Origin of the sequence: Nocardioides albidus, from assembly GCF_006335005.1 — a bacterium.
GTDB lineage: Bacteria > Actinomycetota > Actinomycetes > Propionibacteriales > Nocardioidaceae > Nocardioides > Nocardioides albidus.
This window is the reverse complement of sequence record NZ_VDMP01000024.1, coordinates 167,445-186,309: the sequence shown is the minus strand read 5'-3', so window position 1 is coordinate 186,309 and position 18,865 is coordinate 167,445. Positions and strand designations below refer to the sequence as shown.

Here is an 18,865-nt window from a genome sequence, read left to right as displayed (position 1 = left end):
GCTGCTCGGCCTGGTCCCGGCCGTCGTCGGCATCTGGTGGACGGTGCTGTGAGCACCGCCCACCTCGGGGGTCAGGCTCCGGCGACGTAGCCGTGGAAGACGGCCTCGACGTTGTTGCCGTCGAGGTCGCGCACGAACACGCCGTAGTAGCCGGGGTGGTACTCCGGCCACGGTCGCGGCTCGTGCAGCACCTCGGCCCCCGCCGCGACGGCGGCGTCGTGGAAGGCGTGCACCGCGGCGACGTCCGCGGCCCGGAACGCGACGTGGATCTCGCGCTGCGGCGGCATGTCCTCGTAGCTGCCCAACCAGAAGGCGGGGTCGCCCTCGGGCCCGTAGCCGACGGCCACGTCGTAGTCGAGCACGCGGCCGTAGCCGAGCGGGGCGAGGACCTGGTCGTAGAAGTCCTTGGCGGCGGAGAGGTCGGCGCAGTTGATGCCGAGGTGATCGATCATGTGACCATCGAAGCAGCCGGCGCCGACACTCCTCCACCATCCAGCCCCTGTCCGGCCCCTGTCCGGCCCCCGTCCGGCCCCTGTCCGGCCCGCATCCGTCCTCAGGTCCGGCCCGGGGCGGCCGATCGGGACGCCATGCAGCAGACGGCACGCGACCGCGAGGCACCGCCCGACCTGCACCCCACGGTCCTGCAGACGGTGACGCTGACCCTGCGCCCGACCGTCGGCGAGCCCGTGGCCCTGGAGACCAAGGTGCTGGACCTCGAACCGCAGCCCGACGGCCCGACCACCCTGGTGGTCGCCTGCCCGAACGGCCTCGACCCGCGCGAGCACCATTTCGACGTCACCTTGGCCTGGACCTACCCGCTGGGCCGGATGGAGTGCTCGGTGAGCACCAGCCCCGGACGCCGTGCGTACGGCGACGTCTGGCTGCTGCGTCCCAGCGCTCCGGTCGCGCGCCTGCAGGAGCGGGCCTACTTCCGAGCACGGATCTCGATGCCGGTGCTGCTGCGCTGGACGCCGGAGGTCGAGGGCACGCCCCCGGTCCAGGCCACGGAGGCCACCCCGTCCGCTGAGTCCGCTGGGCCGGCCCAGGTGGACCTCATGGGCGTCGTGGTCGACGTCAGCGAAGGCGGCCTGTTGGCGAGCGTGCGCACGGCTCCCCCGCCGGTCGGGACGACCGTGGAGGCCACCGTGCGCGTCGACGGCGACAACCTGGTCCATCAGGCGCGGGTGGTGCGCCACGTGCGGTTCGCCGGTGACGGGCTGGGGGTGGCGGTCGTGTTCGCCGAGCCGCCCGTCCACGGCGACCGGATCAGGCGACTCGTCTTCGAGACCGAGCGGCGTCGTCGCCGCCGGTGAACGATGTCCGGCGGGGCGGGTCCGTGATCAGCCGAGGCGCTCGATGATGGTGACGTTGGCCTGGCCGCCGCCCTCGCACATCGTCTGCAGGCCGAAGCGGCCGCCGGTGCGCTCGAGCTCGTCGAGCAGGGTCGTCATCAGGCGGGCGCCGGTGGCGCCGATCGGGTGACCGAGGGCGATCCCGCCGCCGTTGACGTTGACCTTCTCGTGCGGAGCCCCGGTCTCCTTCATCCACGCCAGCACGACCGAGGCGAAGGCCTCGTTGCACTCGAAGAGGTCGATGTCGTCGATGCTCATGCCGGACCTGGCCAGCGCGTGCTTCGTGGCGTTGATGGGCCCGGTCAGCATCCAGACCGGGTCGTCGCCGCGGACCGAGAGGTGCACGACCCGGGCGCGCGGCGTCAGCCCGTGCTCCTCGACCGCCTGCTCGGAGGCGACGAGCAGCGCGGCCGAGCCGTCGCAGATCTGGGACGCGACGGCCGCGGTGATCCTGCCGCCGGGGGCGAGCGGCTCGAGACCGGCCATCTTCTCCAGGGAGGTCTCGCGCGGGCACTGGTCGGTGTCGAGGACCGAGCCGTCCTCGAGCGGGTACGGCGCGATCTGGCCCGCGAACCGGCCCTCGGCGATCGCGGTCCGGGCACGCTCGTGGGAGGCCAGCGCGAAGCGCTCCATCTCCTCGCGCGAGATGTCCCACTTCTCGGCGATCATCTCGGCCGAGCGGAACTGGCTGACCTCCTGGTCGCCGTACCTCTTGAGCCAGCCGGGCGACTCGGCGAAGGGGGTGGAGAAGCCGTACTGCTGCCCGACGAGCATCGCCGCGGAGATCGGGATCGCACTCATGTTCTGCACACCGCCCGCGACCACGAGGTCCTGGGTGCCGGACATGACGCCCTGGGCGGCGAAGTGGACCGCCTGCTGCGACGAGCCGCACTGCCGGTCGATCGTCACGCCGGGGACGTGGTCGGGCAGGCCCGCGACCAGCCAGGCGGTGCGGGCGATGTCGCCGGCCTGGGAGCCGATGGTGTCGCAGCAGCCGAGGATCACGTCGTCCACGGCTCCGGGGTCGATGCCGGTGCGCTCGACGAGGGCCGCGAGCGTGTGCGCGCCCAGGTCGGCGGAGTGCACGCCGGCGAGCGCGCCACCGCGCTTGCCCACGGGGGTGCGGACCGCGTCGACGATGTAGGCCTCGGCCATGGCTGGTTCTCCTTGAATCGGGGGGTGCTCGGGTCGTTCGGGCGGGTCAGGCGTGCTGGCTGCTGACGGAGATGACCTCGCCGGTGAGGTACGACGAGTAGTCGCTGGCGAGGAAGACCATCACGTTCGCGACCTCCCACGGCGCCGCCGCGCGGCCGAAGGCCTCGCGCTGCTTGAGCTCGACGAGCAGCTCGGGCGAGGTGACCTTCTCCAGGAACGGGTGCATCGCCAGGCTCGGCGAGACCGCGTTGACGCGGATGCCGTGCGGGGCGAGGTCGAGGGCCGAGCAGCGCGTCAGCGCCATCACGCCGGCCTTGGCGGCGGCGTAGTGGGCCTGCCCCTCCTGGGCGCGCCAGCCGATGACGGAGGCGTTGTTGACGATGACGCCCTTCTTGCCCGCGGCCACGAACCGCTGTCCGACCGCCCGGGTGGCCCGCATCGTGCCCGTCAGGGTGATGTCGATGACCCGGTTCCAGGTCTCGTCGGTGACCTCGAGGATCGAGTCGGTGCCGCCGAGCCCGGCGTTGTTGATCATCACGTCCACGCCGCCGAACTCCTCGGCCGCGTCGAGGAGGGCGGCGACGTCCTCCTCCTTGGTCACGTCGCAGACCAGCTGCCGGACCCGGTTGGCGCCGAACTCGTCGGCGAGTGCGGCCTCCGCCTCGGCGAGCCTGCGGGCGTGGGTGTCGCTGAACACGACCGCCCTCGCGCCCTCCTCGAGCGCTCGTCGTACGACGGCCGCGCCGATGCCGGCGCCGGCCGCAGCCGTCACCACGACCACCTTGCCTGCCAGGAGGTCGTGACCGGGGACGTAGTCGGGGGTGGGCTGCTCGGGTCGCATCGCAGTCACGGGTTCAGGCTCCCTTGGGTTCGCGGGGAAGGCCGAGAACTCTCTCAGCCAGGATGTTTCGTTGAATCTCGTCGCTGCCGCCGTAGATCGTGTCAGCACGCGAGAAGAGGAAGAGGCGCTGGTGCTCGTCGAGGTCGTAGGACCCGGACTCGCGGGCGAGAAGTCCGTCGCGGCCGGCGACGTCCATCGCCACCTCGCCGAGGGTGCGGTGCCAGTTCGCCCAGGCCAGCTTGAAGATCGAGCCCGCTCCCCCGCCGGCGGCCGAGTCCTGGCCGCCCTCGACGAGAGCGAGCGCGCGCAGCGCGAAGCTGCGGATGACGGCCAGCTCGGTCTTGAGGGCGGCGAGGCGGTCGCGCACGATCGGGTCGTCGACGGCGCCGTTCGCCTTCGCCCGGGCCACGACGCCGTCCAGCTCGCGGGCGAACCCGACGGTCTGGCCGAGCGTGGACACGCCGCGCTCGAAGCCGAGCAGGCCCATCGCGACACCCCAGCCCTTGCCCGGCTCGCCGACGACGAGGTCGCCGGAGGTGCGGGCACCGGTGAAGAAGACCTCGTTGAACTCCGAGCCGCCGGTGAGCTGCTCGATCGGGCGCACCTCCACGCCGTCCTGGCGCAGCGGAACGAGCAGGAAGGACAGACCCTGGTGGCGCACCGAGCCGGGCTCGGTGCGCGCGACCACGAAGCACCAGTCGGAGAGGTGGGCCAGCGACGTCCACACCTTCTGGCCGTCGATCACCCACTCACCCGTCGACTCGTCGAGGCGTGCGCGGGTCTGCACGTTGGCGAGGTCGGATCCGGCGCCGGGCTCGGAGTAGCCCTGCGCCCACAGCTCGCGGACGGCGACGATCTCGGGCAGGAAGCGCTGCTGCTGCTCGGGGGTGCCGAAGGCGATGAGGGTCGGGCCGAGCAGCTGCTCGCCGAGGTGGTTGACGCCGGCGGGCGCGTTGGAACGCGCGTACTCCTCGTGGAAGATCACCTGCTGCCACAGCGACAGTCCGCGGCCGCCGTGCTCGGTCGGCCAGCCGACCGCGGTCCAGCCGTGCTCGGCGAGATGCCGGTTCCACGCGAGGCGCTCGTCGTGCGCCTCGTGCTCGCGCCCGGGCCCGCCGAGACCCCGTAGCGCCGCCCACTCCCCGGTCAGGTGATCGCCGAGCCATTCCCGGATCTCTGCGCGGAAGGCGCGGTCCTCAGGACCCTCGGTCAGGTTCATGGCTGGTACTCTACCAAGCAAATGCTTGGTTCGGGCATCGCCCGCGCCTACATTTCTCCTACGACGACCTTCCGCCGATGAGGAACGACGAACTGACATGGATCTCGAACTGAGCGAGTCCGAGCTGGCCTTCCAGGCCGAGGCCAGGGCCTGGCTGGCCGCCCACGTGCCGCCCGAGCCGCTGCCGTCCCTCGACACCGCGGAGGGCTTCGTCCTGCACCAGGCCTGGGAGGCGCAGCTCGCGGCCGACCGCTGGTCGGTCGTGTCCTGGCCCCGCGACCACCACGGCCGCGAAGCCTCCCTCGTGGAGTGGATCATCTTCGAGGAGGAGTACTACCGGGCCGGCGCGCCGCTGCGTGTCTCGCAGAACGGGATCTTCCTTCTCGCACCGATCCTCTTCGAGCACGGGACCAAGGACCAGCAGGACCGCTTCCTGCCGTCGATGGCCACCGGTGAGCGGATCTGGGCGCAGTGCTGGAGCGAGCCCGAGGCCGGCTCCGACCTCGCGTCCCTGAGGTCGACGGCCCGTCGCGACGACACGCGCGGGGGCTGGGTGCTCAACGGCCAGAAGATCTGGTGCTCGCGTGCCGCCCTGGCCCACTGGGGCTTCGGCCTGTTCCGCAGCGACCCGGAGGCGCAGAAGCACGCCGGCCTGACCTACTTCCTCTTCCCGCTCGACGCCGAGGGCGTCACGGTGCGCCCGATCGCCCAGCTCGACGGCGAGGAGGGCTTCGCCGAGGTCTTCTTCGACGACGTCTTCGTGCCCGACTCCGACGTCCTCGGCGCGCCGGGCGACGGCTGGCGGGTCGCGATGAGCACCGCGGGCAACGAGCGCGGCCTGTCGCTGCGCTCCCCCGGCCGGTTCACCGCGGCCGCCGACCGCCTGGTGGCGCTGTACGACGAGAACCCGGACCCGCGCGTCGCGGACCGGGTCGTCGAGGCCTGGCTCCGGGCCGAGGCGTACCGCCTCTACACCTGGGGCACGGTCACCAGGCTGAAGGACGGCGGTGACATCGGGGCAGCGGGCTCGGTGAACAAGGTGTGGTGGAGCGAGCTCGACATCGCCCTCCACGAGACCGCCCTCGACCTGCTCGGCCCGGACGCCGAGCTCGCGTCGACCTGGCTCGATGGCTACACCTTCTCGCTGTCCGGCCCGATCTACGCCGGCACCAACGAGATCCAGCGCAACATCGTCGCCGAACGGATCCTCGGCCTGCCCCGCGAGCCCAAGGGAGTCCAGCGATGAGGTTCGAGCTCACGACCGACCAGCGGGACTTCGCCGCATCGCTCGACTCCCTGCTGGCTGCCGCCGACTCCGTCGCCGCCGCCCGCAGCTGGGCCGAGGGCGACCACGCCGCGGGCCTCAAGCTCTGGGAGCGGCTGGCCGAGCAGGGTCTCACCATGCTCGCCACCGAGGCGACGCCGGTCGAGGTCTGCGTCGCGTTCGAGGCCCTCGGCCGGCACGCCGTGCCCGGGCCCTGGGTCGAGTCGGCGGCCTACCTGCCGCTCGCCCTCGGCGCGGAGGTGGAGGGTGTCGCCACCGTCGCGGCGCCTCCGCACACGCCGTACGCCCTCGACGCCGACGTCGCGGACCGGGTGTACGTCGTCGACGAGGCCACCCTGCGCGCCGCCACCGTGGGTGCGAGCCACGTCTCCGTCGACCGGACCCGCCACCTGTTCGAAGTGGCGGCCGGCGAGGTCGTGGAGACCGCCGGGAGCACCGACGCGGCGTACGACCTCGCGGTGCTCGCCACCGCGGCCCAGCTCCTGGGCGCCGGTGAGCGGGTGCTCGCCGACTCCGTCGCCTATGTGAAGCAGCGCAGGCAGTTCGGCCGCGAGATCGGCTCCTACCAGGCGATCAAGCACCAGCTCGCCGACGTGCGGATCGCGCTCGACTTCGCCCGCCCGCTGGTCTACGGCGCGGCCATCGAGCCGACACCGCGCGCGGTGTCGGCGGCCAAGGTGGCGTGCGCGGACGCGGCGTATCTCGCCTCCCGCACGGGACTCCAGGTGCACGGCGCGATCGGCTACACCCAGGAGTTCGACCTCAGCGTCTGGATCACCAAGATCCGCGCCCTCGTCACCGCATGGGGCACGCCGGCCGATCACCGGGCCCGCATCCTCGAGTCGCTGCGGAGCGCGCGATGAGGTTCGAGCTCAGCGAGGAGCAGGCCGAGCTGGCGGCGACCGTCCGCGCGCTGCTGACCAAGCGCGCCGACTCGGCCGCGGTCCGCGCCGCGTCGACCTCGGAGACCGGATACGACGAGGCGCTCTGGGCGACTCTGTGCGAGCAGATCGGGGTGGCGGCGCTCGCCGTCCCCGAGGAGTACGACGGCGTGGGCGCGTCCTTCTTCGAGACCGCCGTGGTGCTCGAGGAGCTGGGCCGCACCGTCGCACCGAGCCCGTTGCTCGCGACCACGGTCGCCACCGAGGCGCTGCTGGCCGGCGGCGGCGAGGAGGCGAAGAGGCGGCTGCTCCCCCGCATCGCCGCCGGTGCGATCGCGACCATCGCGCTCGACGACGGCCCTGTGCTCGACGCGGACCGTGCCGACGTGGTGCTCGCGGTCCGTGGCGACGACCTGGTCGAGGTGAGCGGCGCGACGCCGACCTGGCTGGAGTCGATGGACCAGAGCATCCGACTGGCCCGGCTCGACCTGTCGGGTGCCGAGCTCACCGTGATCGGCGACGCGCGCAGAGCCCGGGCGCGCGCCGAGCTCGTCGGAGCCGCCGCCGCCTCCGCTCTCGCGGTCGGCCTGGCCGACCGCGCACTGCAGATGACGGTCGGCTACCTCAAGGAGCGGGTCCAGTTCGGCCGTCCGATCGGCTCCTTCCAGGCGCTCAAGCACCGGATGGCCGACCTGCTCGCGCGCGTCGAGATGTCCCGCTCCGCGAGCTGGGCGGCGTCCTACGCCCTCGCCGACCCGGCGTCCGACCCCGCCGAGGCCGCCTTCCTGACCCACTCGGCCGCGTCGTACGCCCTCGGGACGGCGACCCTGGCCGCGAGCGAGTGCGTGCAGCTGCATGGCGGCATCGCCATCACGTGGGAGCACGACGCCCACCTGGTGTTCAAGCGCGCGCACGCACTCGGGCAGCTGTACGGCGCACCGCACGCGCACCGGGCAGCCGTGGAGCTCTGAGCCCGGGCAGACGCCGCCGGGTCGGGCCGGCGGAGGTCGGTCCCTCGGGCCGCACCGCGGCCGGGGAGAACGCGTCCTCACCCTGGAGCGCCGCGCTCAGCGACGGCGCGGCGAGGCGCACCACCTCGTCCACGGACGCCGACGCGATCGGCTCCAGGCGCAGGACGTAGCGGGTCATCGCCAGCCCGATCAGCTGGGAGGCCACGAGCTCGGCCTTCATCGCCGACAGGGCACGCCGCTCCACCACGGGCTGGAAGCGGGGGTTGAGGACGGCCCGGTTGATCCAGCCGTAGAGCTTGGGCGCGTCCGGTCCGACCTGGGTCGACTGGCGCACGAGCCGCAGCATGCGCTGACGCGTGCGCGGGTGCTCGCACAGGAGCAGGAAGCGCCGCAGGAGGCGGATCGCGAAGTCCTCGGTGGGGTCCAGGCTGTGCATCGGCATGGTGCCTCGATGGTGCCCGACGACGGACCCGGTCGGTCAGCCGACGGGGCTGGTGCATCGGGTGGCGCTCACCACATCGGGACTGCGGTCGAGCGGCACGGGACAGGGGCCGACGGTCACCGTGACGGGCGCGCTGCGCCGGGAGCCGCCGCGCACCTTGACCCGGTACGCCAGGGTGCCCGGTGACGGCGCCTGGGTGAACACGGTGACGCGACCCCGGACCCGCGCCTTCGCGATCCGGTGCCACGACCCGCCGGGCACGGTCCGGACCTGGAGCACGATGCGTCGCACCCGCCGGGTGCGGGCGACGAGCTGGTAGGCCTCGCCGTAGCCGACCCACGGCGTGCTCGCGGCCAGCCGGAGCCGCTGCCTGCGCGGCGGCCGCTCCGCCGACTCCGGCACCCGACGGCCGGCCACCGGTCGGGCGACGCCCGTGCCGGCGAGCGCGAGCAGGCCCTCGATCGAGGAGTCGAACGGCGTGGCGAGCAGGATCGAGGGGCCCGACGTCGTGCGGCGCGAGGTGACGGCGAAGATGAACCCGGTGTCGGCGCCGGCCATCCGCACGAACCACGGGCCGCCGCTGGCCCCGCCCGTCAGCGGACACGACATCTGGGCGTCGGTCGGCGTCTCCGGGAACTGGGTGGCGAACGTCGAGCCGACGCACTCCTGGCGGCTCTGCCCGTCGTACGGCGCCTGGGCCGGCCAGCCGACCACCCGGACACCGTCCTCGCGCACCGGGTAGTTCCAGGCCAGCGCGTTGCCGCCCACGACGTCGACGAGATTGAACCCGCCGACCGGCGCGACCCGGATCAGCGCCTGGTCGCGTGCCACGGGATCGTCGCACCGGTTCACCCACTCGCTCTGCGCGATCGCAGCGGTGCCGACCCAGGTGCCGTAGGGACGGGCGTTGTGGTCGTAGCCGGGCACGAACAGGAAGCTGCTGAAGTAGGTGCCCGCACGGCACCCGAACAGGACCGGCGTTCCGCCCGGATTGACGCAGTGCCCGGCGGTGACGACGAGATCCCTCTCGGGGGTGTTGATCGCGGCGGCGGAGCAGACGTAGTCGGCGCGGCCGTCGGTGAAGAAGAGCTTGCCCGTGCTGCGCAGCCCCTCGCCGGCCCGCGCGACGGACCGGCCCGTGGTGGACGTCGACGCCGCCGCCGGGAGCACGGCCCCGGAGGGGTCCAGGTCGAGGGGACGGGCCTGGCGCATCCGCTCGGCCGTCCAGTAGGCCCGGACGTCGGTGTGCTGCAGCGCAGCCACCACTGCGCCGGAGCCTCCCGTGGGCGAGGGTGGCGGGTCGGCCGCCGCGGCCGGTGTCGGGGCCGCCAACGGCGCACTGACCAGCCCGGTGAGCTGCACGGTGAGCATCCCGGCCAGGAGCACCGTGAGCAGCCGGCCCGGCCGCACCGACCTGCGCGTCATCGATCCCCCCAGATCGGTTCGTCGTCCTCGGTCAGGGGCTCAACGTCCGCGCTCGGCGGAGGTCACGAGTCGGTGGTGCGGTAGCGGCCCTTGAAGTAGAGCAGCGGCTCCGTGACGGCCGCGTCGTCGGGATGCGCCTCGAGATGCTCGACCTTGCCGACCACGATGAAGTGGTCGCCGCCCTCGTAGACGGCGTGGATGGTGCAGTCGAGGTGGGCCAGGGTGCCGGCGAGAACCGGTGACCCGGTGGCCGCTGCCGGCGTCCAGTCGAGCCCGGCGAACTTGTCGATGCCCTTGGTCGCCATCCGCCCGGAGACGTCCTCCTGGTCGGCGGCGAGGATGTTGACGCAGAACCGGCCCGAGCGCTGGATCGCGGGCCAGGCCCGGGAGCTGCGCGCGGGGACGAAGGTGATCAGCGGCGGGTCGAGGGAGACGCTCGCGAAGGACTGGCAGGTCATCCCCACCGGCTCGTCCCCGCTCATCGTGGTGATGACGGTGATGCCCGAGGCGAAGCAGCCGAGGGTGTCGCGAAACCGGCGAGCCGCGGCCTGGGCCTCCGGGTCGTCGTGGACCGCGACCTCCTCGCCGGGGCGCAGCTCGAAGTCGACCTCGGCGTCCCCGAGCCAGGACTGGATCAGCTCGGGATGCGGCCAGGTCTCCCGCGCGTCAGGACTGATGCCCTCGGGGATCTCGCTCACGTCCCTCACGCTAGTAGCCACTCACTGGCCGCCGAACACGTGGCCCCAGTACGAGACCGCGGTGGACTCCCGCGCGACCCAGCGGGCGTCGTCGACGGTCATCCCCTCGGTGCCGAACTCGACGTCGAAGCCCCCGGGCGACTTCACGTAGAACGAGATCATCTCGTCGTTCATGTGCCGACCGAGCGTGGCCGACAGCGGTGCACCGTGCTTGCGGACCCGCTCCAGCGCCCGCCCGACGTGGTCGAGCTTGTCGACCTCGAGCATGACGTGCACGCACTTGCTCGGGTTGGGCATCGGCAGGAACGCCAGCGAGTGGTGGCGCGGGTTGACGCCGAGGAAGCGCAGCCACACCTTGGTGCCGGGCTCCTTGCCGACGAACTCGCCGGGCATGCTCATCGAGTCGCGCAGCCGGAAGCCGAGGACCTCGGTGTAGAACCGCAGCGCCTCCACGTCGTCGAGCACCGGCACCACGATGTGCCCCATCCCCTGGTCGCCGGTGACGAAGGTCGCGGCGTACGGCGTGACGACGGGGCGCGCCTCGTAGGTGATGCCGTGGAAGAGCTCGAAGACGTTGTCCCACGGGTCGCGGAACCGGATCAGCTCCTGGACCCGGCGCTCGTCGAGCTCGTCGGCGCTGCCCTCCTCGAACTCCACGCCCGCCTTCTGCAGGTGCTCGCGGGCCGACTGCAGCGCCTGGTGGTCGGCGAGCTCCCAGCCGGTGCAGTCGAGCTGGTCGACGTCGGAGGGGAACACCACGATCCGCGCGGAGACCTGGTCGATGCGCCAGTACTGGTGCGCCGGGTTCGGGCCGCGACCCTCGGCGAGGCCGAGGACCTTGCCGGCGAAGGTCTGCCACGCGTCCAGGTCGGTGCTCGCGACCCGGATGTAGCCCATGGACTTGATGTCGATCGTCATGAACGCTCCTTGTGACGGGCGAGGAAGGCGGTGCAGACGTCGGCGAACTCCTCGGCCGCCTCGATCTGGGCCCAGTGCCCGCAGTTGGGGAAGACGTGCAGCTGCGCCTTCGGGATCTGCTTGAGCGCGACGAGCGCGCCGTCGAGCGGGTTCACCCGGTCCTCGCGGCCCCAGGTCAGCAGGGTGTGCTTGCGCAGCCGGTGCGCGTCGCGCCACAGCATGCCGTCCTCGGCCCACTCGGGGTTCCAGAACGATGCGCCCATCGAGCGCATGGCCTCGAGCGAGCCGGGTGCGGTCGCGTCGGCGAAGCGCTCCTCGACGAGCTCGTCGGTGACGAGCGCCTGGTTGACCACCATGGTCGAGATGAACGCCCGCAGCGCCTCCCGGCTCGGGTTCATGGAGAAGTCCATCAACCGCTGCACGCCCTCGGTCGGGTCGGCGTGGAACAGGTTCACCGACAGCCCGCCCGGGCCCATCAGGACCAGCCGGCCCACGCGGTCGGGGTGCTCCAGCGCGAACCGCATCGCGGTGCCGCCGCCCAGCGAGTTGCCGAGCAGGTGGACCCGCTCGATCCGCAGCTCGTCGAGCAGCGCGAGGAGGTACGACGCCGAGTGGCGGAAGTAGTTGGCCCGCACCTCGGGCTTGTCCGAGGCGCCGAAGCCGGGCTGGTCGACCAGAAGGGTCCGGAAGCTCGCGGCGAACCGCGGCAGCGCGGAGCCGAAGTTGCTCCACGCCGAGGCGCCCGGGCCGCCGCCGTGCAGCAGCACGAACGGCAGGCCGCCACCGACCTCGCCCGGCTCCCCCGCCTCGTAGTAGTTGAGGGTGATGTCGCCCGCCTTCGCCGAGCGACGGGTCGCCTCCTTGGAGAGGTCCATCAGTACATCCCCGGGTCGACCTTGTGCCCGAACTGCTGGCCGCCGTACATCTGCAGCGCGCGCTCCGGGTCGTTGGCCGCGTGCACGCGGCCCGCGTGCGCGTCGCGCCAAGCGCGCTGCAGGTAGGTGCCCTCGGCGAGCGCGCGGCCGCCGGAGGCCTCGAAGAGGGTGTCGATCGCCTCGATCGAGCGGGCAGTGCCGAGCACCTGGTCGCGCCGCACGCGCAGCCGCAGCTCGAGCGGGATCTGCTCGCCCTTGGCGACGTGGGCCTGCTCCTCGCGGATGTTGCTGATCAGCAGCGCCCAGGCGGCGTCGATCTCGGAGGAGGCGCGGGCGATGCGGACCGCGGCGAACGGGTCGAGGGAGGCCTTCTCGCCGAGGTAGGCGGCACGGACGCGCTTGCGCTGCATCTCGACGTGCTCGGCGTAGGCGCCCTTCGCCATGCCGATGATCGGGGTGGCGATCGTCGAGGTGAAGATCGAGTGGAAGGGCAACTTGTAGAGGTCGCTGGTGTTGACCGCCTGACCCGGGCCGCGGCAGGCGCCGGTCTCCCCCATCGAGAGCGTGAACGCCTCGGGGATGAAGGTCTCCTCGACGAGGATGTCGTTGGAGCCGGTGCCGCGCAGGCCGACGACGTTCCAGACGTCGACGATCTGGTACTTCTCCCGCGGGACCATGAAGGTGCGGAAGTCGACGACCTGACCCTCCTCGTTGAACACCAGCCCGCCGAGCAGCACCCAGCTGCAGTGGTCGGAGCCGGACGAGAAGCTCCACTTGCCGGAGAGCCTGAAGCCGCCCTCGGTGATGACGGCCTTGCCGGTCGGCGCGTACGACGACGACAGCCGCACCCTCTGGTCCTCGCCCCACACGGCCTGCTGGGCCTCGTCGGCGAAGAGGGCGACCTGCCACGGGTGCACCCCCACGACGCTGGCCACCCATCCGGTGGCGCCGTCGGCGGAGGCGAGGTCGCGCACGGCGGTGTAGAACGCGACGGGGTCGGCCTCCAGGCCGCCGTACCGCTTCGGCTGGAGGAGCCGGAAGAAGCCGGTCTCCTCGAGCTCCTTGATCGAGGAGTCCGGGATGACCCGGAGTCGCTCGCCCTCCTCGGCCCGCTCGCGGATGGTCGGGAGGAGGTCGCGCACGCCGTCGAGGACGGCGGCCACCTCGGGCGCGAGGTCGTGGTTCATGGGAGCTCCTGGGTCTGCGACAGTGGATGCAGCACCAGATTAGAACAGGTTCTACTTTTGGCACAAGCGGACCCCCCGACGCCGAACGGGGCGCCGGACCCGAAGGTCCGGCGCCCCGCCGTCAACGCGTTGGCCCGAAGGCCGGCTGAGCGATCAGCCGAGCTGACGCCACCACACGTCCTGGGCGCCCTCGGCGTCCCAGTGCAGCGCGTCCTTGCCGTAGATCACGGTCTCGCAGCCCTTGGCCTTGACCTTCTTCACCTTGACGTTGAAGTAGATCGTGTCGAGGCCGCTGCCGCACTTGATCTTCATGCCCTTGTAGGGGTTCTTGACGTAGACCTTGTCGTTGCCGGCGCCCGGCTTGACGACGGTGTCCTCGGTCGGGTCGGCGATGACGAGGGTGTCGTCGCCGCCGCCGCCGATGGCCTTCACGAAGCCGGTCAGGTACCCGCCCTCGGGGTCGCCGAGCAGGTCGTTGCCCGCGCCACCCTTGATGACGTCACCCTCGCCGGTCTCCTCGTAGAACCGGTCGTTGCCGACTCCGCCGATGACCTTGTCCTTGCCGGGGCCGCCGGCAAGGGAGTCGTCGCCGGCCGAGCCCTTGAGCTTGTCCTCGCCCGAGCCGCCGTAGAGCGAGTCGTAGCCGTTGCCGGCCTTGAGCTTGTCGTTGCCGGAGCCGCCGTCGAGGCTGTCGCTGCCCTCGGAGCCCTTCAGCTTGTCGTTGTCGTCGCCGCCGTCGAGGAAGTCGTTGCCGAAGCCGCCGAAGAGCTTGTCCTTGCCCTCGTCGCCGCTCAGCGAGGCGCCGCGGTAGCCGTCGGGGACGCTGGTGTTGGTGACGTAATCCCAGCGGGTCTCGGTCTGGGTCGGGTCGCCGTTGCCGGCACGGAGCTTGTCGTTGCCCTCGCCGCCGGCCGCGAAGTCGTCACCGTCGCCGGTGTTGATCTTGTCGTTGTCGAGGCCGCCGTCGATCCGGTCGTGGCCGGCCTCGCCGAAGATCTTGTCCTTGCCGTCGCCACCGGCCAGGCGCCAGTCGTTGCCGTTGCCGCCGAAGATCTTGTCCTTGCCGGTGCCGCCCTCGATGCGGTCGTCGCCCTCGCTGCCCCAGATCTTGTCGTTGCCGCCCATGCCCAGGATCTGGTCGCCCTCGACGGTGCCGAGGAGCTTGTCCTTCTTCGGCGTGCCGGCGATGTCGGCGGCCAGGGCCGGAGCGGCCGTGCCGAGTGCCAGGGTCGCCGCGAGGGCGCACCCGAGCGCGTTCATCTTCTTCATGTCGTCTCCCAAGACGTTACGAGAGTTGGAGTGTGATGGTGCGAGGACGAACTGCCCCGCCCCCGTCGTGCGCAAACGTACCGTCCCAAGTCCGGATTCTGTGCACCGGCCCACACGTCGAAGTAGAACCTGTTACAGTTTTGGCCATGAAGGACTCGTACGACGTCGTCGTGGTCGGCGCCGGCGGCGCCGGCATGTCCGCCGCACTCGCCGCTGCTCACCGCGGTCTCGACACCCTCCTCATCGAGAAGAGCGGACACTTCGGCGGCTCGACCGCCCGCTCCGGCGGCGGCGTGTGGATCCCCGGCAACTACGCGCTCCGCGACGCCGGCCAGGTCGACGAGGGCGACCTGGCGGCCGCGAAGACCTACCTCGACTCGATCGTGGGCGACGTCGTGCCGAAGGTGCGTCGCGACACCTATCTCGACCGGGGTCCCGAGGTGCTCGACTTCCTGAGGGAGACGACGCCGCTGCGCTTCGCCTGGGTCCCCGAGTACGCCGACTACCTGCCCGAGCAGCCGGGAGGACGTCCGCGCGGGCGCAGTGTCGAGCCGGTCCCGATGGACGCCCGCTTCCTCGGCGAGGAGCTGGGGAGGCTGCATCCGCCGTACACCAAGGCTCCGGCGAACCTGATCGTCACCCAGGCCGACTTCCGCAGGCTCAGCCTGGGCCTGCGCACCCTCCGCGGCCCGCTGACGATGCTCAAGGTGATGGTCAAGCGGCTGCTGGCCATCCTCACCGGCAAGCGGATGTACGCGATGGGCAACGCGATCGCCATCGGACTGCGCAAGGGCCTGGTCGACGCGGGCGTGCCCGTCGCCTACGACACCCCACTCCAGGACCTGCTCGTCGAGGACGGTCGCGTCGTCGGCGTCGTGGTCGAGCATCAGGGCCGCCGCCGCGAGATCCGGGCGCGACGAGGGGTGATCCTCGGGTCCGGCGGCTTCGAGCACAGCCAGGAGCTGCGCGAGAAGTTCCTCCCCCAGCCGACCTCGGCCGCCTGGTCCACCGGTGCGGCCTCCAACACGGGTGGCGGTCTGCTGGCCGGCACCGCGGCCGGCGCCGCGACCGACCTGCTGGACGACGCCTGGTGGGGACCGACCATCCCCCTGCCCGGGCGTGCGTGGTTCTGCCTGGCCGAGCGCAACCTGCCGGGCTCGATCATCGTGAACTCGGCCGGCGCGCGGTTCATGAACGAGGCCCTCCCCTATGTCGAGGCGACCCACGAGATCTACCGCGGCGAGAGGACCGGCGTCAGCCACGTCCCGTCGTACATGGTCTTCGACCAGACCTACCGCAACCGCTACCTGTTCGCCGGCGTCCCGGGGCGCCAGCCGTTCCCCGGCCGTTGGTACAAGGAGGGCGTCGTCGTGCGCGCCGACACGCTGGCCGAGCTCGCCGCTCGGATCGGGCTGCCCGAGGGCACTCTCGAGGCCACCGTGCAGCGGTTCAACGGGTTCGCGCGCTCGGGGGTCGACGCGGACTTCCGTCGGGGCGAGTCGGCCTACGACAAGTACTACTCCGACCCGACGGTGAGGCCGAACTGCTCGCTGGCCCCGATCGAGAAGGGCCCGTTCTACGCCGTCAAGGTCGTCCCCGGCGACCTGGGCACGAAGGGCGGCCTGGTCACCGACGAGCGCGCGCGCGTGCTCCGCGAGGACGGCTCGGTCCTGCCCGGCCTGTACGCCGCGGGCAACGTGTCCGCGGCCGTCATGGGCAACACCTACCCCGGACCGGGCGGCACGATCGGGCCCGCCCTCGTGTTCGGCTACCTCGCTGCGGAGGACATCGCCCATGCCGATTGACCCGTCGATCGCGATCGGGGCCGACCTCGGCTCGCGCACCTTCTCGTGGACCGAGTCCGACGTCCTGCTCTACCACCTGGCTGTCGGCGCAGGATCCCGGCCGGGGGACAACCTCTCCCCCACCGCGCTGCGCTACACGCTCGACGACGCCGCCCTGCAGGTGCTGCCGTCCTTCGGCGTCGTCGCCCCGACCTTCCACGAGACCGACCCGCCACCGCTCGACCTCCCCGGCTGCGACATCGACCTGGCCCAGGTCGTGCACGGCTCCCAGTCGATCTCCGTCTCCGGTCCGCTCCCGACGTCCGGTACGGCGAGCGTGCGCACCACGCTCACCGACGTCTGGGACAAGGGCAAGGCGGCCGTCATCTGGCAGGAGGGCGTCGCGACCGCCGGCCCGGACGGAGCCGGCGAGGAGCTGTGGCGGGTGCGCTCGTCCATCTTCGTCAAGGGCGAGGGCGGCTGGGGCGGCGAGCGCGGCTCGGCCACCCCGGTGCTCACCCCCGAGCGCGAGCCCGACCACCTGTCGTCGTACGCCGTCACTCCGCACCAGGCGCTGCTCTACCGGCTCTGCGGCGACCGCAATCCCCTGCATGCCGACCCCGCCTTCGCAGCGGCTGCGGGCTTCCCCGCGCCGATCCTGCACGGCCTCTGCTCCTACGGCATCGTGCTGCGCGAGCTCACCGACGGACTGCTCGGGGGCGACGCCTCGCGAGTGGGCGGGTTCACCGGCCGGTTCGCCGGCGTGGTGCTCCCCGGCGAGACGATCCGGGTGGCCGGTTGGCGCGACGGCGGGCAGGTCATCGGGTCCGCGACCATCGCGGGCGGCGAGCGGGACGGCTCCCCCGTCCTCGCCGACTGCGTGCTGTCGCTGGCATAGGTCGCGCCGCTACGTTGGGCAGGTCTCCGACGAAAGGACCCACCATGCCCACTCGCACCGGACGCACCGCCTGGAACGGCGGCCTCCAGGACGGCACCGGCCAGGTCGAGCTGACCTCCTCCGGCGCCGGCACCTTCGACGTCTCGTTCCCCAAGCGGGCCGCGGACGACGCCGACGGCACGACGAGCCCCGAGGAGCTCATCGCCGCGGCCCACTCGGCGTGCTACGCCATGTCGCTGTCGAACGAGATCGCCCAGGCGGGAGGGACGCCGGTCGCACTCGACGTGTCGGCCGACGTCACGCTCGGCCCTGACCCGGCCGGCGGCTTCCGGCTGACCGGCATCGTGCTCACCGTCCGCGGCGAGGTCGAGGGGCTCGACGCCGCCGGCTTCGAGGCCGCGGCGGGCGCGGCCAAGGTCGGCTGCCCCGTGAGCAAGGCGCTCTCCGACGTTCCGATCACCCTGGACGCGGCGCTGGAGGGCTGACGGCCAGGTCGACCGGGTCACCGACCCGGATCGTTCCTCCCTCGAGGACCCGCAGCACGGTCCCGGCCCGGCGTCGGAGCGCCTCCTGCGCTCCGGCGCCGATCGTGTCGTCGAGCAGCTTGCACGGCGCCGCGACCCGCACCACCTCCAGGAGCACCTCGCCGACCCGGATCCGCGCGCCCGGCTCCCGCGGCACGATCCCGTGGCTGAGGGTGATGTTGCGCCGGGTCAGCGCGCTCGGCACGTCGCTGCCGAAGACGGCGGCCGCCTCGTCCAGGCTCTGCCGGCTCTGCACGGTGACGTGCCGGTGCCGGGTGCCGTGGTAGCGGTCGCCCACGATGCCCTTGCCCGCCTCGACCTCGACGACCTCCCTGGTCTGCATCGGCAGGCGGCTCGCCTTCGCGATGTGGATCGCCTCCACCACCGCGGTCGCGGCGTCGAGGGTCACGACCGTGCCGCCGCGGCCCTCTCCCGCAGCGCGGCGACCATCGCGTCGGGATCCTGGGCGGAGTAGACGGCCGAGCCCGCCACGAACACGTCGGCGCCGGCCTCGGCGCAGCGCTCGATGGTCTCCAGGGAGACACCGCCGTCGACCTGGAGCCAGGTCTCGAGGCCGTGCTTGTCCATCATGGCCCTCGCCCGGCGGATCTTGGGCAGGCACAGGTCGAGGAACCGCTGGCCGCCGAAGCCGGGCTCGACGGTCATGATCAGCACCATGTCCAGCTCGGACAGCAGGTCCTCGTAGGGCTCGATCGGGGTCGCGGGCTTGAGCGCCATCGACGCCCGCGCGCCGGCGGCGCGGATCTCCCGGGCGAGCCGGACGGGCGCCTTGGCCGCCTCGACGTGGAAGGTCACCGAGCCGCAGCCCGCCTCGACGTACGCCGGTGCGTTGCGGTCGGCGTCCTCGATCATCAGGTGCGCGTCCAGCGGCACGGGGCTCACCCGCGCGAGCGCCTCGACCATGGCCGGCCCGAAGGTCAGGTTGGGCACGAAGTGGTTGTCCATCACGTCCACGTGGACCCAGTCGGCGCCGGGGATGCGGGCGACCTCTTCGCCGAGGCGCGCGAAGTCGGAGTTGAGGATCGACGGAGTGATCTGGATGTGGCCCACGGGCGGCCAGTCTAGACGCGCGCGCCGGAACGACTGACGACGGATCTGTGGATTCCGCTCCGCAAGGGCC

The 18,865-nt window shown here is 72.1% G+C and carries 20 protein-coding genes; 7 read left to right on the top strand and 13 right to left on the bottom strand.

Annotation, left to right across the window (positions count from 1 at the left end; genetic code table 11):
• Positions 1-71: 71 nt before the first annotated feature.
• Positions 72-452, bottom strand: coding sequence for a VOC family protein (locus FHP29_RS11815; RefSeq protein ID WP_139623053.1), 381 nt, complete (start codon positions 450-452; stop codon positions 72-74).
• A gap of 135 nt (positions 453-587) precedes the next feature.
• On the opposite strand from FHP29_RS11815, the gene FHP29_RS11810 reads away from it, so the two are divergent.
• Positions 588-1,313: a PilZ domain-containing protein gene (locus FHP29_RS11810; protein ID WP_139623052.1), complete on the top strand. Its 726-nt coding sequence runs from the start codon at positions 588-590 to the stop codon at positions 1,311-1,313.
• A 27-nt stretch (positions 1,314-1,340) separates the two neighbouring features.
• Here FHP29_RS11810 and FHP29_RS11805 read toward each other — a convergent pair whose 3' ends face one another.
• Genes FHP29_RS11805 through FHP29_RS11795 form a run of 3 tightly spaced genes read right to left on the bottom strand, consistent with a single transcriptional unit; the run spans position 1,341 to position 4,567 of the window.
• Positions 1,341-2,507, bottom strand: coding sequence for an acetyl-CoA C-acetyltransferase (locus FHP29_RS11805; RefSeq protein WP_139623051.1), 1,167 nt, complete (start codon positions 2,505-2,507; stop codon positions 1,341-1,343).
• Positions 2,508-2,553: 46 nt separating this feature from the next.
• Complete coding sequence (locus tag FHP29_RS11800; RefSeq protein ID WP_139623328.1) at positions 2,554-3,348, bottom strand: SDR family oxidoreductase; 795 nt, start codon at positions 3,346-3,348, stop codon at positions 2,554-2,556.
• A 13-nt stretch (positions 3,349-3,361) separates the two neighbouring features.
• A complete protein-coding gene (locus tag FHP29_RS11795; RefSeq protein ID WP_139623050.1) occupies positions 3,362-4,567 on the bottom strand; it encodes an acyl-CoA dehydrogenase family protein in 1,206 nt (401 codons plus the stop codon).
• Positions 4,568-4,664: 97 nt separating this feature from the next.
• On the opposite strand from FHP29_RS11795, the gene FHP29_RS11790 reads away from it, so the two are divergent.
• Genes FHP29_RS11790 through FHP29_RS11780 form a run of 3 tightly spaced genes read left to right on the top strand, consistent with a single transcriptional unit; the run spans position 4,665 to position 7,704 of the window.
• Positions 4,665-5,813: an acyl-CoA dehydrogenase family protein gene (locus FHP29_RS11790; RefSeq protein WP_139623049.1), complete on the top strand. Its 1,149-nt coding sequence runs from the start codon at positions 4,665-4,667 to the stop codon at positions 5,811-5,813.
• Positions 5,810-6,715 carry an acyl-CoA dehydrogenase family protein gene (locus FHP29_RS11785; protein WP_139623048.1) on the top strand — a complete coding sequence of 302 codons (906 nt, stop codon included), beginning with the start codon at positions 5,810-5,812 and terminating at the stop codon, positions 6,713-6,715. The genes FHP29_RS11790 and FHP29_RS11785 overlap by 4 nt, the downstream gene beginning before the upstream one ends.
• Positions 6,712-7,704, top strand: a complete 993-nt coding sequence (locus FHP29_RS11780) for an acyl-CoA dehydrogenase family protein (protein ID WP_139623047.1) — start codon at positions 6,712-6,714, stop codon at positions 7,702-7,704. Before FHP29_RS11785 ends, FHP29_RS11780 begins: the two co-directional genes overlap by 4 nt.
• Here FHP29_RS11780 and FHP29_RS11775 read toward each other — a convergent pair.
• The 7 genes from FHP29_RS11775 to FHP29_RS23125 form a co-directional block, all read right to left on the bottom strand.
• Positions 7,634-8,146: a TetR/AcrR family transcriptional regulator gene (locus tag FHP29_RS11775; RefSeq protein ID WP_139623046.1), complete on the bottom strand. Its 513-nt coding sequence runs from the start codon at positions 8,144-8,146 to the stop codon at positions 7,634-7,636. The genes FHP29_RS11780 and FHP29_RS11775 overlap by 71 nt on opposite strands.
• Positions 8,147-8,182: 36 nt before the next feature.
• A complete protein-coding gene (locus FHP29_RS11770) occupies positions 8,183-9,571 on the bottom strand; it encodes a trypsin-like serine peptidase (RefSeq protein WP_139623045.1) in 1,389 nt (462 codons plus the stop codon).
• A 62-nt stretch (positions 9,572-9,633) separates the two neighbouring features.
• Positions 9,634-10,269 (bottom strand): flavin reductase family protein, encoded by a 636-nt coding sequence (locus tag FHP29_RS11765; RefSeq protein WP_240044457.1) that lies wholly within the window; start codon positions 10,267-10,269, stop codon positions 9,634-9,636.
• Positions 10,270-10,290: 21 nt separating this feature from the next.
• The gene (gene hsaC, locus FHP29_RS11760; RefSeq protein WP_139623044.1) at positions 10,291-11,187 is read right to left on the bottom strand and encodes an iron-dependent extradiol dioxygenase HsaC; all 897 of its coding nucleotides are present in this window, start codon (positions 11,185-11,187) and stop codon (positions 10,291-10,293) included.
• On the bottom strand, positions 11,184-12,062 hold the full coding sequence (gene hsaD, locus FHP29_RS11755) for a 4,5:9,10-diseco-3-hydroxy-5,9,17-trioxoandrosta-1(10),2-diene-4-oate hydrolase (RefSeq protein WP_139623043.1): 879 nt from the start codon (positions 12,060-12,062) through the stop codon (positions 11,184-11,186). Before hsaD ends, hsaC begins: the two co-directional genes overlap by 4 nt.
• Positions 12,062-13,249: a 3-hydroxy-9,10-secoandrosta-1,3,5(10)-triene-9,17-dione monooxygenase oxygenase subunit gene (gene hsaA, locus FHP29_RS11750; protein ID WP_139623042.1), complete on the bottom strand. Its 1,188-nt coding sequence runs from the start codon at positions 13,247-13,249 to the stop codon at positions 12,062-12,064. The genes hsaD and hsaA overlap by 1 nt, the downstream gene beginning before the upstream one ends.
• Positions 13,250-13,402: 153 nt before the next feature.
• The gene (locus tag FHP29_RS23125) at positions 13,403-14,518 is read right to left on the bottom strand and encodes a calcium-binding protein (RefSeq protein ID WP_139623041.1); all 1,116 of its coding nucleotides are present in this window, start codon (positions 14,516-14,518) and stop codon (positions 13,403-13,405) included.
• 146 nt (positions 14,519-14,664) lie between these two features.
• Between FHP29_RS23125 and kstD the strand changes: the two genes are divergently transcribed.
• From kstD to FHP29_RS11730, 3 genes are read left to right on the top strand one after another with little or no spacing between them, the layout of a single operon-like run.
• Positions 14,665-16,323 (top strand): 3-oxosteroid 1-dehydrogenase, encoded by a 1,659-nt coding sequence (gene kstD / locus FHP29_RS11740; RefSeq protein WP_139623040.1) that lies wholly within the window; start codon positions 14,665-14,667, stop codon positions 16,321-16,323.
• Entirely contained in the window at positions 16,313-17,200 is an 888-nt protein-coding gene (locus FHP29_RS11735; protein WP_139623039.1) for a MaoC/PaaZ C-terminal domain-containing protein, read from the top strand. Before kstD ends, FHP29_RS11735 begins: the two co-directional genes overlap by 11 nt.
• A gap of 44 nt (positions 17,201-17,244) precedes the next feature.
• Positions 17,245-17,685 (top strand): OsmC family peroxiredoxin, encoded by a 441-nt coding sequence (locus tag FHP29_RS11730; RefSeq protein ID WP_139623038.1) that lies wholly within the window; start codon positions 17,245-17,247, stop codon positions 17,683-17,685.
• On the opposite strand, the gene FHP29_RS11725 is transcribed toward FHP29_RS11730, so the two are convergent.
• Together FHP29_RS11725 and rpe are read right to left on the bottom strand one after the other, a co-directional pair.
• Positions 17,657-18,133, bottom strand: coding sequence for an MOSC domain-containing protein (locus FHP29_RS11725; RefSeq protein WP_205014047.1), 477 nt, complete (start codon positions 18,131-18,133; stop codon positions 17,657-17,659). The two genes, FHP29_RS11730 and FHP29_RS11725, sit on opposite strands and share 29 nt — an antisense overlap.
• Positions 18,130-18,795 (bottom strand): ribulose-phosphate 3-epimerase, encoded by a 666-nt coding sequence (gene rpe, locus FHP29_RS11720; RefSeq protein WP_139623037.1) that lies wholly within the window; start codon positions 18,793-18,795, stop codon positions 18,130-18,132. The genes FHP29_RS11725 and rpe overlap by 4 nt, the downstream gene beginning before the upstream one ends.
• Positions 18,796-18,865: the final 70 nt, after the last annotated feature.

Excerpts from the sequence above, each read along its gene's own strand:
- FHP29_RS11810 (WP_139623052.1), top strand. The coding sequence starts at position 588 with ATGCAGCAGACGGCACGCGACCGCGAGGCACCGCCCGACCTGCACCCC.
- FHP29_RS11730 (WP_139623038.1), top strand. The coding sequence starts at position 17,245 with ATGCCCACTCGCACCGGACGCACCGCCTGGAACGGCGGCCTCCAGGAC.
- FHP29_RS11805 (WP_139623051.1), bottom strand. The coding sequence starts at position 2,507 with ATGGCCGAGGCCTACATCGTCGACGCGGTCCGCACCCCCGTGGGCAAG.
- FHP29_RS11800 (WP_139623328.1), bottom strand. The coding sequence starts at position 3,348 with ATGCGACCCGAGCAGCCCACCCCCGACTACGTCCCCGGTCACGACCTC.
- FHP29_RS11735 (WP_139623039.1), top strand. The coding sequence starts at position 16,313 with ATGCCGATTGACCCGTCGATCGCGATCGGGGCCGACCTCGGCTCGCGC.
- hsaA (WP_139623042.1), bottom strand. The coding sequence starts at position 13,249 with ATGAACCACGACCTCGCGCCCGAGGTGGCCGCCGTCCTCGACGGCGTG.
- FHP29_RS11785 (WP_139623048.1), top strand. The coding sequence starts at position 5,810 with ATGAGGTTCGAGCTCACGACCGACCAGCGGGACTTCGCCGCATCGCTC.
- FHP29_RS11770 (WP_139623045.1), bottom strand. The coding sequence starts at position 9,571 with ATGACGCGCAGGTCGGTGCGGCCGGGCCGGCTGCTCACGGTGCTCCTG.
- FHP29_RS11815 (WP_139623053.1), bottom strand. The coding sequence starts at position 452 with ATGATCGATCACCTCGGCATCAACTGCGCCGACCTCTCCGCCGCCAAG.
- FHP29_RS11780 (WP_139623047.1), top strand. The coding sequence starts at position 6,712 with ATGAGGTTCGAGCTCAGCGAGGAGCAGGCCGAGCTGGCGGCGACCGTC.
- FHP29_RS11790 (WP_139623049.1), top strand. The coding sequence starts at position 4,665 with ATGGATCTCGAACTGAGCGAGTCCGAGCTGGCCTTCCAGGCCGAGGCC.
- FHP29_RS23125 (WP_139623041.1), bottom strand. The coding sequence starts at position 14,518 with ATGAAGAAGATGAACGCGCTCGGGTGCGCCCTCGCGGCGACCCTGGCA.
- hsaC (WP_139623044.1), bottom strand. The coding sequence starts at position 11,187 with ATGACGATCGACATCAAGTCCATGGGCTACATCCGGGTCGCGAGCACC.
- kstD (WP_139623040.1), top strand. The coding sequence starts at position 14,665 with ATGAAGGACTCGTACGACGTCGTCGTGGTCGGCGCCGGCGGCGCCGGC.
- FHP29_RS11775 (WP_139623046.1), bottom strand. The coding sequence starts at position 8,146 with ATGCCGATGCACAGCCTGGACCCCACCGAGGACTTCGCGATCCGCCTC.
- hsaD (WP_139623043.1), bottom strand. The coding sequence starts at position 12,062 with ATGGACCTCTCCAAGGAGGCGACCCGTCGCTCGGCGAAGGCGGGCGAC.
- FHP29_RS11795 (WP_139623050.1), bottom strand. The coding sequence starts at position 4,567 with ATGAACCTGACCGAGGGTCCTGAGGACCGCGCCTTCCGCGCAGAGATC.